This is a genomic window from Streptomyces humi, from assembly GCF_001005085.2.
Classification (GTDB): Bacteria; Actinomycetota; Actinomycetes; order Streptomycetales; family Streptomycetaceae; genus Streptomyces; species Streptomyces humi.
Genome location: NZ_LBMU02000158.1, coordinates 1 through 840, shown reverse-complemented (window position 1 = coordinate 840; position 840 = coordinate 1). Strand labels below are relative to the sequence as shown.

Below are 840 nucleotides of genomic sequence, written 5' to 3'. Positions count from 1 at the left end.
TGGAGCGTCTGTCGGACGCGTTGCGGCTGGGTCATCCGGTGTTGGCGGTGGTGCGGGGGAGTGCGGTCAATCAGGATGGTGCGAGTAATGGTCTGACGGCGCCGAACGGTCCGTCGCAGCAGCGGGTGATCCGGCAGGCGCTGGCGGATGCTCGGCTGGGTGCGGCTGATGTGGATGTGGTGGAGGCGCACGGGACAGGCACGCGGCTGGGTGACCCGATCGAGGCACAAGCCCTTCTTGCCACCTACGGTCAGGGCCGGGACAGCGATCAACTCCCCGTGTTCTTGGGTTCGTTGAAGTCGAACATCGGGCATGCGCAGGCGGCTGCCGGTGTGGGTGGGGTCATCAAGATGGTGATGGCGCTGCGTCACGGTGTGATGCCGAGGACCTTGCATGTGGATGCGTCGTCGTCGCATGTGGACTGGTCGGCGGGTGCGGTGGAGTTGCTGAGGGAGCAGCGGGTGTGGCCGGAGCTGGAGCGGCCGCGGCGGGCCGCCGTCTCCGCCTTCGGCATGAGCGGCACCAACGCCCATCTCGTCCTGGAACAGGCGGCCGAACCCTCCGTCGACGTGGACGAGGCGCCCGCTCGCCCTGGGGCGGTTCCGTGGGTGGTGTCGGGCAGGACGGAGGAGGCGTTGCGGGCGCAGGCCGGACGACTGCATGCCTTTGTCGCCGAGCGTCCGGACCTGGATCTGGCGGCTGTGGGTTCCGCGCTGATGTCGGGCCGTGCCGTCTTCGATCACCGGGCTGTGGTGGTGGCTGGTGATCGTGGTGAGTTGTTGCGGGGTTTGGGTGGGTTGGCGTCGGGGGTGGTGTCGGCGGGTGTGGTGTCGGGTGTGG

1 protein-coding gene is annotated in these 840 nt (G+C 68.6%); it reads left to right on the top strand.

Going from position 1 to position 840, the window contains the following annotated elements; translation table 11 throughout:
* A partial coding sequence (locus AAW13_RS43415) for a ketoacyl-synthetase C-terminal extension domain-containing protein (RefSeq protein WP_143145112.1) occupies window positions 1-840 on the top strand: 840 nt, incomplete at both ends.